13 protein-coding genes are annotated in these 14515 nt (G+C 67.7%); 10 read left to right on the top strand and 3 right to left on the bottom strand.

All coding sequences use genetic code 11. From position 1 onward, the window contains the following. Positions 1 to 93: 93 nt before the first annotated feature. Complete coding sequence (locus tag E3O48_RS10215) at positions 94 to 891, bottom strand: IclR family transcriptional regulator (RefSeq protein ID WP_134538581.1); 798 nt, start codon at positions 889 to 891, stop codon at positions 94 to 96. 244 nt (positions 892 to 1135) lie between these two features. Here E3O48_RS10215 and E3O48_RS10220 point away from each other — a divergent pair, with 244 nt between their 5' ends. From E3O48_RS10220 to E3O48_RS10245, 6 genes are all read left to right on the top strand, one after another. Next, complete coding sequence (locus E3O48_RS10220) at positions 1136 to 3526, top strand: tagaturonate reductase (protein ID WP_134538583.1); 2391 nt, start codon at positions 1136 to 1138, stop codon at positions 3524 to 3526. 20 nt (positions 3527 to 3546) lie between these two features. Next, positions 3547 to 4944 (top strand): glucuronate isomerase, encoded by a 1398-nt coding sequence (gene uxaC, locus E3O48_RS10225; protein WP_134538585.1) that lies wholly within the window; start codon positions 3547 to 3549, stop codon positions 4942 to 4944. A gap of 121 nt (positions 4945 to 5065) precedes the next feature. Further along, a complete protein-coding gene (locus tag E3O48_RS10230; RefSeq protein WP_198413056.1) occupies positions 5066 to 6541 on the top strand; it encodes a glycoside-pentoside-hexuronide (GPH):cation symporter in 1476 nt (491 codons plus the stop codon). 53 nt (positions 6542 to 6594) lie between these two features. Next, positions 6595 to 8139: a UxaA family hydrolase gene (locus E3O48_RS10235; protein ID WP_134538587.1), complete on the top strand. Its 1545-nt coding sequence runs from the start codon at positions 6595 to 6597 to the stop codon at positions 8137 to 8139. After that, positions 8115 to 9137: a sugar kinase gene (locus E3O48_RS10240; protein ID WP_241982494.1), complete on the top strand. Its 1023-nt coding sequence runs from the start codon at positions 8115 to 8117 to the stop codon at positions 9135 to 9137. Before E3O48_RS10235 ends, E3O48_RS10240 begins: the two co-directional genes overlap by 25 nt. Beyond that, positions 9134 to 9778 (top strand): bifunctional 4-hydroxy-2-oxoglutarate aldolase/2-dehydro-3-deoxy-phosphogluconate aldolase, encoded by a 645-nt coding sequence (locus tag E3O48_RS10245; protein WP_134538589.1) that lies wholly within the window; start codon positions 9134 to 9136, stop codon positions 9776 to 9778. Before E3O48_RS10240 ends, E3O48_RS10245 begins: the two co-directional genes overlap by 4 nt. Before the next feature lie 114 nt (positions 9779 to 9892). Here E3O48_RS10245 and E3O48_RS10250 read toward each other — a convergent pair whose 3' ends face one another. Beyond that, positions 9893 to 10666 carry an alpha/beta fold hydrolase gene (locus E3O48_RS10250; protein ID WP_134510691.1) on the bottom strand — a complete coding sequence of 258 codons (774 nt, stop codon included), beginning with the start codon at positions 10664 to 10666 and terminating at the stop codon, positions 9893 to 9895. A gap of 41 nt (positions 10667 to 10707) precedes the next feature. Between E3O48_RS10250 and E3O48_RS10255 the strand changes: the two genes are divergently transcribed. Both E3O48_RS10255 and E3O48_RS10260 read left to right on the top strand, forming a co-directional pair. Then, positions 10708 to 11058 (top strand): hypothetical protein, encoded by a 351-nt coding sequence (locus E3O48_RS10255; RefSeq protein WP_134538591.1) that lies wholly within the window; start codon positions 10708 to 10710, stop codon positions 11056 to 11058. Then, on the top strand, positions 11051 to 11905 hold the full coding sequence (locus tag E3O48_RS10260; protein ID WP_134538593.1) for an alpha/beta fold hydrolase: 855 nt from the start codon (positions 11051 to 11053) through the stop codon (positions 11903 to 11905). The genes E3O48_RS10255 and E3O48_RS10260 overlap by 8 nt, the downstream gene beginning before the upstream one ends. Positions 11906 to 12010: 105 nt before the next feature. Here the strand turns inward: E3O48_RS10260 and E3O48_RS10265 are convergent, their stop codons facing one another. Further along, complete coding sequence (locus tag E3O48_RS10265) at positions 12011 to 12610, bottom strand: histidine phosphatase family protein (RefSeq protein ID WP_134538595.1); 600 nt, start codon at positions 12608 to 12610, stop codon at positions 12011 to 12013. A 165-nt stretch (positions 12611 to 12775) separates the two neighbouring features. On the opposite strand from E3O48_RS10265, the gene E3O48_RS10270 reads away from it, so the two are divergent. Beyond that, a complete protein-coding gene (locus E3O48_RS10270; RefSeq protein ID WP_134538596.1) occupies positions 12776 to 13225 on the top strand; it encodes a hypothetical protein in 450 nt (149 codons plus the stop codon). Between the two features lie 132 nt (positions 13226 to 13357). After that, the gene (locus tag E3O48_RS10275; protein WP_134538598.1) at positions 13358 to 14377 is read left to right on the top strand and encodes an LLM class flavin-dependent oxidoreductase; all 1020 of its coding nucleotides are present in this window, start codon (positions 13358 to 13360) and stop codon (positions 14375 to 14377) included. Positions 14378 to 14515 lie beyond the last annotated feature (138 nt).

The raw sequence follows: 14515 nt of genomic DNA on the forward strand, positions 1-14515 counted from the left end.
CACCCTCCGCCTTCGATTAACAGCGTCCACGCCGGGCCAGTCCGATCTGACTAGACGTGTACCGCTACCGACAATCGATTAGGACTCACTCATCTAGACGAGGCCCATGATGTCGCGCGCCGCGGTGAGCAGCAGTGGCGCGAACGACTCCAGCTTCTGCTGCGTGACCAGGGGTGCGATCGTGGTGATGCCGATGCCGCCGAGCAGGTTGTTCCGGGTGTCGAAGACGGGCGTCGCCATGCAGCGGATGTGCTCCTCGTTCTCCTCGTCGTCGATCGAGTAGCCGCGGTTGCGCACGAGTTCGCCGTCGGTCAGCAGACTCTCGACGTCGGTGATCGTCTTGTCCGTGCGGCGCGGAAGGCCCGTCTTCGCGGCGTACTTGCGCACCTCGCTCTCGGGCAGGTAGGCCAGCACTGCCTTGCCGATGGCCGTTGAATGCAATGGGATCTGGGCCCCGATCCGCGACGCCATCCGGATCGGCTGCGCGGTGTCCTCGACCTTCTCGACATAGGTTGCCCAGTCACCGGTGCGCAGGGCGAAGTGAATGGTGCTCTGCACGTCCTCCTGAAGTCGCTTCAACCGGGTGCGTACCTGGTCTGAGTCATCCGTGCTGTTCTTGGCGAGCCGGAGCGCGAGCACACGCAGGGCACGTCCAGGGGAATACGTGCCGTCGGTGGTGCGACTGACATACCCCTCGTCGACCAGCTCGGAGAGGAGCCGGAAGACGCTGGTCTTGGTCAGGCCGGTCTCCTTGACCAGGTCGCTCAGCCGGTGGGCCTCGCTCGGACTGGAGACGGCCTCGAGCACTCGAAGTAGCTTGCGGGCCGCGCTGTCCTTGGTGGACGCGCCAGTGGGAATCGTCTGAATTGAGTTGGTCAGGGTCACTGACATCGATCCCTTCGTGAATTGGAACTGCGTTTATTGACCGTGAACTGGTTGTTCTGTCCGGTGGAACGCTTGAGGCTCATTCTATCGCGGAATCAGGTTCTTAACCTGCCTATGTAACTGCTAGTGTTCTTTCAGACGGAAAGATGTTCTGCTGGACGGAACGACCGTCAGGACCTGATCTCATCGAGGAGGTAGAAATGAACACCCATACGAGTCATTTCGTATCGGACTGCGCCGTGGCATCGTGATGCCCGTCGCCGACCGGCTCGCCCCGGGCATCCGCCTGGTCGACGGCCGCGGCGGCCTGGCAGCGGTCGAGGTCACCGTTCCCGCGGCAACGGCGCTCATCTACCTGCACGGTGCCCACGTCGCCGGCTTCACCCCGGCCGGCCACCAGCCGGTGCTCTGGATGAGCGAGTTCGGCGTCTTCTCCGACGACGCACCCCTCCGCGGCGGCGTTCCGATCTGCTTCCCCTGGTTCGGCCCGAACAAAACGGATGCCGCAGCCCCCAACCACGGCTGGGCCCGCCTGGCCGGCTGGTCGCTCGTCGACACCAAACGCCTCGGCGACGCGGCAAGACTCACCTTCGAGCTCACCCAGAACAGTGCGGGCGTGCCGGCCGGGTTCCACCCGTTCACGGCCCACTACTTCGTCACGGTCGGCGCCCAGCTGGAACTCGAGCTCACCGTGCGCAACGACGGCGCGACGCTGTTGAGCTTCGAAGAGGCCTTCCACACCTACTTCGGCGTCGGCGACGTCACGACGAGCGTGCTGACCGGACTCGAGACCCTGCCCTACCTGGACCGCTCGATCACGCCGGCGTCCACCGGGAGCTCGCTGCTGCCCGTCACCTTCCACGGCCGGGAGATCGACCGGCTCTACCCGATGCCGCCCGAGCTCACGCTCGTCGACCCGGCGAACGACCGCAGCATCACCGCCGTCGCCTGGAACGCCGCGCAGACGGTGGTCTGGAATGCCGGCGAGCTGAAGGCATCCGCCATCGCCGACTTCGGCGACGCCGAGTGGACCCGGACCGCCTGCGTCGAGACCTGCAATGTCGGCGACAACCTCGTCACCATCGCGCCGGGCGTGACGCACCGGATGCAGGTTGCCATCACCGCGACGAAGTCGCCCGCGAACACCTCGAACACCGACTCCACGACCGAACGGACCCCCATGCAGAAACTCTCGAACAGCGTCGTTCCCGCCCGGACCGAACTGCCGACGAAGGTCATCCAGTTCGGCGAGGGGAACTTCCTGCGGGCGTTCGTCGACTGGCAGATCCAGCAGATGAACGACCAGGGCCTCTTCAACGGCGGCGTGAAGATCGTGCAACCGCTCGCCGGCGGCCGCGTCGCCGACCTCGACGCCCAGGACGGGCTGTTCACCGTGCTCCTGGAGGGACTGCACGAGGGCGAGGAGGTCGAGAGTCACGAGGTGATCACCGTGGTCAACGGTACCGTCGACCCCTACCTCGACTACCAGGCCTACCTCGGCCTGGCCGCCGACGACGACATCGAGTTCATCGTCTCGAACACCACCGAGGCCGGCATCGCCTTCGACACCCGCGACCGCCTCGACGACGCCCCGCAACCGAGCTTCCCCGGCAAGCTGACCGCGCTCCTCTTCAGACGATTCACCCTCGGCAAGAAGGGATTCCACATCATCCCGTGCGAGCTGATCGAGCAGAACGGTCCCAAGCTCAAGGAGGCCGTGCAGAAGACCGCCGCCCTGTGGTCGCTCGGCGCCGACTTCGACGCCTGGCTGAACGAGAGCAACACCTTCTACTCCACGCTCGTCGACCGGATCGTGCCCGGCCACCCGGCCGACCGCGCCGCGGCCCTCGCCGAGGAATTCGGCTACGAGGACAGCTCGCTCGTGAAGGCAGAGCCGTTCCTGCTCTGGGTGATTGAGGGCCCGAAGGCGCTCGAAGACATCCTGCCGCTTCGCCGCGCCGGCCTGAACGTGACCGTCACCGACAACATGACGCCGTACCGCGAACGCAAGGTCTTCCTGCTCAACGGCCCGCACACGACCATGGCCGCGATCTTCCGGCTCGACGGCGTCGAGACGGTGCGCGACGTGATGACGGATGCCGAACTCGCCGCGTTCATCAACGCCGAGATGTACGAGGAGATCATCCCAGTGCTCGACCTCCCGCACGACGAACTGGCGGCCTATGCGGAATCCGTCAAGGAACGCTTCGAGAACCCGTTCATGCACCACGAACTGGCCTCGATCGCCCTCAACACCGCCTCAAAATTCCGGTCGCGCCTACTGCCCATCCTGCTCAGCTTCCACACGAAGAACAACGCCCTCCCGCCCCGGATCACCCTCGCGCTCTCCGCCCTGCTGCTCACCTACAGCGGCGACCCCGCGGTCACGGTGCAGCCGGTCGACGGAGCCGAAACCCTCGAGATCTTCCACGCGGAGTACCTCGCCGCGCCCGGCGACCTCAAGGCCTACGTCGGCGCGATCCTCGCCACCGACACCCTGTGGGGAACCGACCTCACCGCTGTTGCGGGCCTCACCGCCCAGGTCGCGGCCGGCATCGAGAGCCTGCGAGGCCGCGGCGTGCGCGCCACCCTGGCCGACCTCAGCGTGACGGCATCGGCGCCGACCGCCGCCCACGCGTAATCGACAAGGGACCGAAACTGATGTTCTTGAACGACGACTTCCTGCTCACCACACCGATGGCGAAAGCACTCTTCCACAACCACGCGAAGAACATGCCGATCGTCGACTACCACTGCCACCTCAGCCCGCAGGAAATCCTGGACGACGGGAACTTCGCCACGATCACCGAGGCCTGGCTCGGCGGCGACAACTACGGCGACCACTACAAGTGGCGCCTGATGCGCACCAACGGGGTGCCCGAGCGTCTGATCACCGGCGACGGCGCGGACTTCGATAAGTTCTACGCCTGGGCGGGCACCCTCGAGAAGGCCCTCGGCAACCCGCTCTACGTGTGGGCGCACCTGGAGCTTAAGCGCTTCTTCGGCATCGACACCGTGCTCACCCGCGACACCGCGCGTGAGGTCTACGACGCGGCCAACCTGCTGCTGGCCACGCCCGAGTTCTCCCGCCGGAGCCTGATCCGGAGCATGAACGTCAAGATCGTCGTCACCACTGATGACCCGGCGGACGACCTGCACGTGCACGAACTCCTGGGGAGCGAGACCGCGTTCCGCGTGCTGCCGGCCTTCCGCCCGGACAAGGCCCTCAACATCGACCAGGCCGGCTACCCGGCCTACCTCGAAACGCTCGGTGCGGCATCCGGTGTCACCATCGACGGCTTCGCGGATGTCGTCGAGGCGCTCAGCCGGCGCGTCGACTTCTTCCACACCAGGGGAAGCCGGCTCTCCGACCACGCCCTCGACATCGTCGTATACGCCGATGCGACCGATGCCGAGCTGGACGCGATCGTCACCGCGGCCCGTACCGGCACGACGCTCGGCGCGACGGAAATCGCCCAGTACCGTACCGCGCTGCTCAAGGCCCTGATGCGCATCTACAACGTGAAGGACTGGACGATGCAGTTCCACATCCACGCTATGCGCAACATCAACGACCCCGGATTCGCCCGGATGGGCGCCGACACCGGCTACGACGCGATCAACGACCGCAACATCGCTGAGCCGCTCGCTCGTTTGTTCAACGCGATGGAAACCGAGGACGCGGTTCCCCGCACCATCATCTTCTCGCTCAACCCCAACGACTGGCTGCCGCTCGTCACCCTGATGGCCTCGTACCAGAAGGACGTCGTGCAGAAACTGCAGCTCGGCAACGCCTGGTGGCACAACGACACCCGCAACGGGATGCGCACGCAACTATCGGTCTTCGCGGAGGAGAGCCTGCTCTCCAACTTCGTCGGCATGCTGACCGACTCGCGCAGCTTCCTCTCCTACCCGCGCCACGAATACTTCCGCCGGATCCTCTGCGAACTGCTTGGCGAGTGGGCGGCCCTCGGCGAGGTGCCCGACGACGAGGAGGTGCTCGGGCGGATGGTCGAGGACATCTCCTACAACAACGCCAACACCTACTTCGGGTTCTGAGCGACCACACCGCTTCAGACCCGCGTTCCGGCTCCATGAACACGCACGACACGCATAAACAGCACGGCGACATCAGCACGGTTCGATCCCCATATCCAGCACGAAGGAGTGATTTCGCATCATGAGTATCAGCAAGGAAAAACGCGTCAGGACCATCCCGGGAGCCATGGGCGCGACCGGGCCGGAGGGAACCGCGGGCGTCACCGTCATCGACCGGATCTCCCGCAAGGAGAAGGTCGCCTACGGCTTCGGAGACTTCGGCAACGGCTTCATGTTCGACCTCGGCCAGAGCTACCTGACCAAGTTCTGGATCGACACGGCCGGCATCGCCCCCGCGGTGGTCGCCCTGATCTTCACGCTCAGCAAACTGTTCGACGCGTTCATGGACCCGATCGCGGCCGCGTTCATCGACAGCCGCCGATTCGGCAAGCGCGGAAAGTTCCGGCCGGTGATGATGGTCTCCTCCATCCTCCTGGCCGTGATGACCGTGGTCACCTTCACAATGCCCGACGTGGAGATGGGCTGGAAGATCGCCTTCGCCGCCACGACGTATGCGATCTGGGGCATCATTTATTCCTTCACCAACGACCCCTACGGCTCGCTGGCCTCGGTGATGACCCGCGACATCAAGGATCGCGCCGAACTCGCCACCACCCGCCAGGCCGGGTCGCTCGGGGCGCAGTGGATCACCGGATTCGCGTTCATCCCTATGATGATGATCTTCGGCGGCATGACCGCACGGAACTTCATGTTCGCCTCGATGGTGATGGCCATCATCGGTGTCGTCTCGTTCTACGTTTGCTACCGCGGCACCAAGGAGCGCGTGTACGTCAACCGCTCGGTCGGTTTCGAGAAGAACGGCGTCAAGGACTACGCCCGCGCCGTCTTCACCAACAAGCCCCTGCTCGCCCTCGTGCTGATGACGCTCTTCACCATCTCCTCGATGAACGTCAACAACATGATGATGATCTTCTTCGCCCAGTACAACCTCGGCAACATCGCCCTCCAGGCCGTGCTCAATCTCGTCATGATCGGTGCCTCCATCGTCGGCATCATGTTCATCCCGAAGATGGTGGCCAAGTGGGGCAAGAAGAAGACGGCCATGCTCGGCTTCGTCGTCTCCATCGTCGCCAACGGCCTGAACTTCATCATCCCCACGAACCTCTGGACGTTCATGATCCTCGTCACCATCGGCTACGCGGCCCTCGCGATTCCGAACGGCGTCACCTGGGCCTTCGTCTCCGACACCATCGACTACGGCGAGTGGCACACCGGTGTTCGCAAGGAGACCATGACCTACGCGGCATTCAACTTCTCCCGCAAGGTCGCCCAGTCCCTCGCCGCGCTCGTCGGAGCGGGCATGCTCGCCATCACCGGCTACGTCGCCAAGGCGACCAGCCAGTCGGATGCCACGCTCGCCGGCATCAAGAGCGTGATGACCCTCTACCCGGCCGTCGCCCTCGCGATCGCGGCCGTCATCATCTACTTCCTCTACAGCCTGAGCGACAAGAAGTACCACGCCATCGCGATCGACCTGGAGGAAGGCCGCTGGGAGAACGGCGTCATCGGCGAAGAGGCCCCCGCGGCGCGCGCCTAGTCCCACCGTCCCCACCCGTCTCACCCCGTACGTCAACACGAGAGAAAGATCTCATGAGCCACATCAGCAGCATCGCGACGGGCACCTCCGTGCTCGTCATGGCGAAGGGTGACGACGTCGCCGTCGCCCTCCGGGACCTCGTTCCCGGGGAAACCATCGACCTCCCAGACGGCGTCCTGACCGTGGTCGCCGCCGTTCCGAGCGGTCACAAGATCGCCCTGGGCCACGTTGACGCCGGGGTGACCGTGCACAAGTACGGCCAGTCGATCGGCGTCGCAACGGCGCCGATCGAGCGCGGCGAGCACGTACACAGCCACAACCTTGGCATGGACCTCGGCGCCCGGGTGCACGAGTTCGGCACTGTGCATACCGAGCTGCCGGTTCCCACCGAGCGCCGCACCTTCGACGGTTACCGCCGGGCGGATGGCCGAGCCGGAACCCGCAATTACATCGCGATCCTGACCACGGTGAACTGCTCCGGCACCACCGCGAAGCTGATCGCCGACCGGTTCCGGGGAGGGGTGCTTGACCGTTTCCCGCACGTCGACGGCGTCATCGCCCTCACCCACCAGAGCGGATGCGGCCTCGTGCTTGAGAGCGAGGGCGCACAGATGCTCGTCCGCACCCTCAACGGCTACGCCGCGCACCCGAACATCGCCGGCGTGCTCGTGCTCAGCCTCGGCTGCGAGATGACGCCGGCCGACGTCATCCTCTCCGGCGGCGACCTGCCGGCCGACACCCTGGTCGAGACCATGTCGATCCAGGAGACCGGCGGCATGCGCGCCACCGTCGCCGCCGGCGTGGAGAAGATCCTCGCCATGGCGGAGAAGCTCGACGAACGCCGCCGCGAACCGATCGACATCTCCGAACTCGTGCTCGGGCTCAACTGCGGCGGCTCCGACGGCTACTCCGGCATCACGGCGAATCCGGCCCTCGGCTGGGCGTCGGACGTGCTCGTGGCCAACGGCGGGACATCCGTTCTCGCCGAGACACCCGAGATCTACGGGGCGGAGCACCTGCTTACCGCCCGCGCCACCACCCGGGAGGTCGGCCTCAAGCTGATCGACCGGATCGACTGGTGGGAGAAGTACATCGTCACCGGCGGCGGCACCATGGACAACAACCCCTCACCGGGCAACAAGGCCGGCGGCATCACCACCATCCTGGAGAAGTCGCTCGGTGCCGTCGCCAAGGCCGGCCGCGCCGACCTCGCCGCGGTCTACGAATACGCGGAACCGATGGCCGTGCGCGGCCTCGGCTTCATGGACACCCCCGGCTACGACCCGGTGTCTGTCACCGGCCTCGTCGCGGGCGGCGCCACCGTCGTCGTCTTCACCACTGGCCGAGGCTCCGTCTTCGGCTGCAAGCCCACCCCCAGCATCAAGGTGGGCACCAACACCGAGCTGTTCCTGCGCCAGGGCGACGACGTCGACATCAACGCCGGGCGGATCGCCGACGGAACCGCCAGCGTCGACGAAGTCGGCGCCGAGATTCTCGAGATGATCATCGCCGTCGCCTCCGGCACCCAGACCACCAGCGAAGAGTTCGACGTCGGCCAGGAAGAATTCGTGCCGTGGCACATTGGAGCGGTGACATGATCGAGCACCGGATCGACCACGAAGCCACCCCGATCACCGCGAAACCCGACGTGCTCTGCTTCGGCGAGACTATGGGAGTCTTCACCCCCGCCGCGTCGCTGCCCCTGGACCGTGCCGAGGGCTTCCAGCTCAACATCGGCGGTGCCGAATCCAACGTGGCGGCGCACCTCGCCGAGCTCGGCCACCTGGTGGCCTGGGCCGGCAACGTCGGCCGTGACCCGGTCGGCACCAAGGTCATCGCCACCCTCGACCGCGGCGGCGTGGACACCCGCTGGGTGAACCGCACCCTGTCCTCACCCACCGGGCTCTACCTCAAGGAACCCGACACCGGCTCCGGCGCCCACGTCTTCTACTATCGGTCCGGTTCCGCCGCGACCGAGCTGGGGGTGACGGATGCCGCGGGCTGGCCGACCAGGACCGCCCTGTGGATCCACACCAGCGGCATCACACCCGCACTGTCGCCGAGCTGCGCGGCCCTTGTCGAGCATGTGCTCGACACCGCGGCCGAGTGGGGCGCATCCGTCTCCTTCGACGTCAACTACCGCGCCGGACTGTGGCCGGTGAGTGAGGCGGCGCCCCGGCTTCTCGGACTCGCCCGCAAGGCCTCGGTCGTGCTCGTCGGGCTGGACGAGGCGGCCACCCTCTGGGGCTGCGCCACCTCCGTCGACGTGCACGAGTTGCTCCCCGACGTGCCGTACCTAATCGTCAAGGACTCATCCATCGACGCCACGGAATTCGCCCGGCACTCCGACGGCACCGCAACCCAGACAACGGTGCCCGCCCATGAGGTCGAGGTGGTCGAGCCGGTGGGAGCCGGAGACGCGTTCGCGGCCGGTTACCTGTCCGCACTGATCAATGGCGCGGCATCCGCCGAGCGTCTCAACCGCGGCCACTCGCTCGCGTCCTGGGCGCTGGGCAGCCGGGAGGACTTCCGCCCGGGCCACGGCCCGCACGCCCCCAACAGATTCGCCCCCGACCTAAGGAAACAAATCGCATGATCCACTCAACCGTCGCCAGCGAATGGTTCTCCGAAGGCTTCTTCCGCGTTCCCGTCATCGCCGTCTTGCGCGGGCTGTCGGCCGACGAGTCGGTGCGCCTGTCTGAACGTGCCTGGGCTGCCGGCGTCGAGCACGTCGAGATCCCGATCCAGACCCCGGCCGCGGTTCCCGCGCTCCGGGCCGTGGCCGCCGCCGCGGCCGCGCACGGACTCCTCATCGGAGCCGGCACCGTGACCACCCTAGAACAGCTCGACGCCGCCGCCGGAGTGGGTGTCTCCTTCACGGTCTCGCCCGGCCTCGACCCGGAGATCGTCCTTGAGAGCGCCCGCCGGGGCATCGCGCACCTGCCGGCCGTCGCCACCGCGAGCGAGATCCTCCAGGCCAGGGCCCTCGGCCTCCACTGGGCGAAGATATTCCCGGCCTCCGTGCTCGGTCCGCAGTGGGCGAGGGCGATGAAAGGCCCCTACCCGGAGATGAACTTCGTCGCCACGGGCGGTCTGACCGCCGTCAACGCCCCGGAATTCCTCGCCAACGGCGTCAGCGTGGTCGGCCTCAGCAGCGCCTTCGCCGACGACATCCAGCTCGAGACCGTGCGCCGGATGATCGCCGCGAGCCGCGAGGTCGCCAGCACCCTGGCCTGACGGTTTCGTTTGCCGCTCCGTCGGCCGAGTTGCGGAGAAAGCGCCCTGGCACACTCTGGCGGGCTTTCGCCAGGGTGCTTTCTCCGTAACGCCGCCCGGGGCATGCCCCGCGGGCTAAGCGAAGAACCCGATCAGCACCGGCGCCAGGGCAGCCGGGTCGACGTTGTGGTCCTGCCCGTCGAGGGTGAGCCGCCGGGCGCCGGGGATTGTCTCCGCAGCGACGGATGCCGCGGTGCCGGCCCACGGCGGGCTCTCGGCTCCGTCGATGAGCAGCGTCGGGGCCGCGACCCTGCCGATCCGGTCGGCGTGGACCAGCCCGTCCCCGACCAGGGCGAGGTCGTAGGGGAGCGTGTGTGCAATGGCAAGCATGCCGGGCCACCACGGCTGCCGGGTCAGGGCGGCCACGCCGTCGGGATCGGCGCCGATGCCGAGCAGGAACCGGGTCGCGGCCAGCTCGCGATCGCCGGCATCCATCGCGGCCCGCACCTCGTCGGCCCAGGCCAGGGAACCCGGCCCGTTCTCCTCGGCGGTGAACGGCGGCTCGTACGCGACCACCTTCGTGATCGGCAGCCCCGCGGCGGCGGCCTCGAGTGCGAGCACGGCGCCGGAGGAGTGCCCGTAGACCATGGCGGACCCGCCGGCCGCGGCGACCAGCGCCGCGAGGTCCTCGATCTCGCGGGCGATGGCATACGGCTGGGTGTCGGTGCTGTCGCCGCGGCCCCGGCGGTCATAGCTGTAGACCGTGAAATGCGGGGCGAGCAGCGGCACGAGCGCGCCGGGCGACATCCGCGTGTTGAAGGCACCGCCGGAGACGATCACGGCCGGCCCGGTTCCCGTCGTCTCGTAGGCGATCAGGGTACCGTCGGCGGATTGCACGGTCTGGAACATGGGGGACTCCCTCGTCGGTGGCGCGTGGCGTTGCTTTGATTGTGGCGCATCCGCCCCGCATCCGCCCCGCATCCGCCCGGCATTCGCCCCACATCCGCCCGGCCTCGCCGCACTACCAGGTCAGCCGGAAGGACGCCGACCAGGTGACCGGCACCCTCAAGTGGAAGCAGTTGTGGCTGACGACCCTGCTCGTGCCGGTGGCGATCGGCATCGTGATCGCCCACATCGTCATCTCCAACAGCACGACCGGGAGCCGGGTCGATGGCCACATTGCTGACCGCGGCAGTGTGGCGGCGGTCGAACCAGCCGGGGTATTCTCGGCACAGGCTCCTCCGGAGCCGGGCCGCGGCATCCGGGACAGCCGCCCAGTGAAGGGTCGATTCGATGCCTGACAGCACACGCGTTTTCGGCACCCTGCGCGGCGGGATGCCGTTTCTCAGTTTCGGGTCGGGGCCGCCGCTGGTCGTGCTGCCCGGGATCAGCGCCAACCACGCCGCCCCGGCCGGCGGCGAACGGCGGGCCCTGACCCAGCCGCTGCTGCCATTCGCCCAGGCCCGCCGCGTCTGGTGGGTCAACCGTCGCCCGTGCCTGGCCCTGGACGCGACCATGGCTGAGCTGGCCCGTGACTATGCCGAGGCCCTGCGGAGCCGGTTCGACGGCCCGGTCGACGTGCTGGCCTTCTCGACCGGCGGCAGCGTCGCGCTCCAGCTCGCCGTCGACCACCCGGATGTCGTCAAGCGGCTCGTGATCGTCTCCGCCGCCTACCGGTTGGGCCCGCACGGCGCCCCGGTGCAGTTGCGGGTGGCGGAGGAGTTGCGGGCGGATCGCCCCCGCCGGGCGGCCGCCGAGATGTTCGGGCTGCTCGGTGCGACCGCCGGCACCGGGAGGATCTTCGCGGCGCTCGGCTGGCTGATCGGCCCGGCCTTTTTCCGCACGAGCACCTCCGACCTGCTCGCCACCATCCACGCCGAAGACGGCTTCGACCTGCGCGTCCGCCTGGGCTGGATCACCGCGCCGACCCTTGTGATCGGCGGCGACCGGGACGCGTACTACAGCCCGGAACTATTCACGGAGACGGCGGCGCTGATCCCGAGCGGGCAGCTCATCCTCTATCCCGGGAGGGGGCACCTGGGCACGCAAACGGCGCCCGGCTTCGTGCAGGAGGTGCTGGGCTTCCTCGGCGATTCCCGGGTCGCGGGCACTTCGTCGACACCCCGCGCGCACCGCCGCCGGGCCTGACCGTCGACTCGGCCCGGTCTGCCCTGGCGGGTCAGCCTTGCCGGGTCAGCCCTGCCGGCTCAGCCCTGCCGGGTCAGCCGAGTCGGGTCAGCCGAGTCGGCCGGCTCAGACCACGGGGTCCATCGAGTTGAGGTGGCAGGCGTCATTCCACATCTGAAGCACGCGGTTCTCGCGTTCCCAGCCCAGCGTGGACACGGTGGCGGTGCCGAGGCTCAGGTGCCGGCCCGCCGCAGCGGGCAACCCCATCCAGCGGGCCGTCATGATCCGCAGGAAATGCCCGTGGGCGAATACGGCGACCGGCCCGGGGGCGGCGAGGCAGCGTTCGATGGCCAGATCGGCCCGAGCGCCGACCTCGTCGACGGTCTCGCCGCCGACGATGGGGGAGGTCCACACCGACCAGTCGGGCTCCGATGAGCGGATGTCCCTTGTCGTGCGACCCTCGAACACGCCGTAGTCCCACTCGAGAATGTTCTCGTCAGGCATGCCCTGGTCGGCATACCCGGCGCGCTGCATGGTCTCCCAGGCGCGTTTCAGCGGGCTCGACAGCACCATCGAGAAGTCCCGGCCGTCCAGCATCTCGCCGAGGGCATCCGCCTGCTGGCGGCCGAGGTCGGTCAGTGGGATGTCGGTGCGCCCGGTGTGCCGCCCGGAGATGCTCCACTGGGTCTGCCCGTGCCGCACCAGCACGATGTCGTTCTGGGCCATCTCGGTTCCACCTCCCCGGCGTTGCTCGCCCGTGCTGACGAGTCTATTCAGCGGCGCGGGGCATCCTCGGCATGAATGTCGGTGGCTGCCACTACCGTCAGGCACAGCTGACCAGCTGACCACCGGATGCTCCCTGACGCTCGTGCCGAGACCAAGGAGATGACAATGAAGGTACTTGTGGCGACCCGATCCACCCAGGGCACGCGGCCGAGCGATGAGAATCGCTGTACGGAGGGCGAGTTGGTGTTCATGCTCGACCCGTGCCTGACCAGCTGGCTCGATCTCTACGGCCGAAAGTGCGCGTGCGGGCGCTCGTTCCTCGGAATGAGCTCGCTCCAGTCCACGACTACGGCCAGAGTGATCGAGGTCTCCGGACTCACCCTTGAGGGCTACGAGCAAGCCCTCGCGGAATGCTTCGTCGCCGAAGGCTGGTGTCGCGATTGCTTCGCACGCGAGGCGCCGAACATGCTCGACGATCTCGTCGGTTTCGCCTCGGCGCTGCCCGTCGGGGCCGTCGTGGAACGTCGACTCGACACGCTCCACGTGCGAAGGGTCGGACGGTTGAAGGGTCGGGCCGGAGGGTCGGACGGTCGAAGAGTCGGGACGGAGGGGTGACCCCGCGCCCTGATCACCTGAGCGTGCAATGAGCCCGCGCTGACTCGACGCGGTCGCGGCGCGAGACAGCCGTCGGCCCGGTTGAGTGACGCGGCCGGGAATAGCGCGCGGACCTCGGGCGCTGCATCCGACATGAAACGCATCGGATTCCTCTCGTTCGGCCATCACCAGCCCGTGCAGGGTTCGCTTGCGCGCACCGCCAGGGACGCCCTCGTGCAGACCGTGGAACTGGCCGAGGCCGCCGAGGAGCTCGGCGTCGACGGTGCCTACGTGCGGGTGCACCATTTCGCGCCCCAGTTTGCCTCGCCGTTCCCGCTCCTCGCCGCGATGGCCGCTCGCACCAGCCGGATCGATCTTGGCACGGGCGTGATCGATATGCGCTACGAGAACCCGCTCTACATGGCGGAGGAGGCCGCGATCACGGATCTGATCAGCAACGGACGGCTCCAACTCGGCGTCAGCCGCGGCTCGCCCGAGACCGCCCTCCGCGGCTACGAATCGTTCGGGTACGTGCCGGCGGAGGGCAGCACGGACGCGGACGATGCCCGTGCCCGCACTGCGATCTTCCGGGCTGCGATCGCCGGTGCCGGGATCGCCCCGGCGAACCCGCAGATGACCGGGCGCGCCGGCCTGCTCCCGATCCAGCCGCAATCACCCGGGCTCAGCGAACGGATCTGGTGGGGCTCCGGCACCCGCAAGACAGCCAGGTGGGCCGGCGAGCAGGGCATGAACCTGATGAGCTCGACCCTGCTCACCGAAGACACCGGGGTGCCGTTCGGCGACCTGCAGGCGGAGCAGATCGCCATCTTCCGCGCCGCCTGGGCCGAGGCCGGCCACCCGGGCACGCCGCGGGTGTCGGTGAGCCGCAGCATCCTGCCGATCGTCAATGACCAGGACCGTGCCTACTTCGGCCGCAAGGCCGGTGCCGGGGAGGAAGACCAGGTCGGCCACCTCGACGGCGGCCTCGCCCGTTTCGGCAAGAGCTACGTGGGGGAGCCCGACCTGATCGCCGCGCAACTGGCCGACGACGCGGCGGTGCGCGAGGCGGACACGGTGCTGGTCACCATCCCGAACCAGCTCGGCGTCGTCTACAACGCGCACCTGCTCGAGTCGATCGTGCGGCACGTGGCCCCGGCCCTCGGCTGGCGCTGACCCCACCCTGCCGCCCACCCTGCCGCCCAGCCGGCCCGTCCCCTGTTCATGCGCATAACTCCTGCAATTCATGGATGTGGGAATCGCCTCCCGCGGAATTCTGCCCGGACTTCGGAGCCGGCCCGCGAAATTGCAGGA

It is taken from the genome of Cryobacterium sp. HLT2-28 (assembly GCF_004402495.1).
In the GTDB taxonomy this organism is placed as follows: Bacteria; Actinomycetota; Actinomycetes; order Actinomycetales; family Microbacteriaceae; genus Cryobacterium; species Cryobacterium mannosilyticum.

What these genes read in the sequence shown, in the direction of transcription:
- E3O48_RS10215 (WP_134538581.1), bottom strand. Translation starts at nt 891, where the DNA reads ATGTCAGTGACCCTGACCAACTCAATTCAGACGATTCCCACTGGCGCG.
- E3O48_RS10220 (WP_134538583.1), top strand. Translation starts at nt 1,136, where the DNA reads ATGCCCGTCGCCGACCGGCTCGCCCCGGGCATCCGCCTGGTCGACGGC.
- uxaC (WP_134538585.1), top strand. Translation starts at nt 3,547, where the DNA reads ATGTTCTTGAACGACGACTTCCTGCTCACCACACCGATGGCGAAAGCA.
- E3O48_RS10230 (WP_198413056.1), top strand. Translation starts at nt 5,066, where the DNA reads ATGAGTATCAGCAAGGAAAAACGCGTCAGGACCATCCCGGGAGCCATG.
- E3O48_RS10235 (WP_134538587.1), top strand. Translation starts at nt 6,595, where the DNA reads ATGAGCCACATCAGCAGCATCGCGACGGGCACCTCCGTGCTCGTCATG.
- E3O48_RS10245 (WP_134538589.1), top strand. Translation starts at nt 9,134, where the DNA reads ATGATCCACTCAACCGTCGCCAGCGAATGGTTCTCCGAAGGCTTCTTC.
- E3O48_RS10250 (WP_134510691.1), bottom strand. Translation starts at nt 10,666, where the DNA reads ATGTTCCAGACCGTGCAATCCGCCGACGGTACCCTGATCGCCTACGAG.
- E3O48_RS10260 (WP_134538593.1), top strand. Translation starts at nt 11,051, where the DNA reads ATGCCTGACAGCACACGCGTTTTCGGCACCCTGCGCGGCGGGATGCCG.
- E3O48_RS10265 (WP_134538595.1), bottom strand. Translation starts at nt 12,610, where the DNA reads ATGGCCCAGAACGACATCGTGCTGGTGCGGCACGGGCAGACCCAGTGG.
- E3O48_RS10270 (WP_134538596.1), top strand. Translation starts at nt 12,776, where the DNA reads ATGAAGGTACTTGTGGCGACCCGATCCACCCAGGGCACGCGGCCGAGC.
- E3O48_RS10275 (WP_134538598.1), top strand. Translation starts at nt 13,358, where the DNA reads ATGAAACGCATCGGATTCCTCTCGTTCGGCCATCACCAGCCCGTGCAG.